Below are 466 nucleotides of genomic sequence, written 5' to 3'. Positions count from 1 at the left end.
TTTAAGCTAGTTTACTAGTTAGAGGTATATGCCTCGTACAGGCCTGTAGCTCAGCTGGTTAGAGCACCGTGTTGATAACGCGGGGGTCGGCAGTTCAAGTCTGCCCAGGCCTACCACTTACACATGGGGCCATAGCTCAGTTGGTAGAGCGCCTGCCTTGCACGCAGGAGGTCAGGAGTTCGACTCTCCTTGGCTCCACCACAATGTAGACAAGCGAGTATAAATAGAACTAAGTAATCATAAATGATTATTTACTTCTGTTTTATACGGAAACCTATCATCTGACGAAGAGATAGGCACTATTTAAAAACATAGATATGAGTCTGGGTTAGCAATAACATTTCACGTGTTATTGCTAACCTGAAGACTAGCCTTTTAACGACATTGTTTGTTATCCCAAGGGCTAGTCTTCAAAGTAAAGAGAACTGAATCAAGCGTAAACATAGGTGATATCGTTATAATTGCT

At 42.7% G+C, this 466-nt stretch carries 2 tRNA genes; both read left to right on the top strand.

Annotation, left to right across the window (positions count from 1 at the left end):
• Nucleotides 1-39 precede the first annotated feature (39 nt).
• Nucleotides 40-116, top strand: a tRNA-Ile gene (locus Q0895_RS13410).
• Nucleotides 117-125: 9 nt separating this feature from the next.
• Nucleotides 126-201: transfer RNA gene (locus Q0895_RS13405), tRNA-Ala, on the top strand.
• Nucleotides 202-466: the final 265 nt, after the last annotated feature.

Source organism: uncultured Psychrobacter sp. (assembly GCF_947495825.1).
Taxonomy (GTDB): Bacteria; Pseudomonadota; Gammaproteobacteria; order Pseudomonadales; family Moraxellaceae; genus Psychrobacter.
This window is presented reverse-complemented; position numbering and strand designations above follow the sequence as displayed.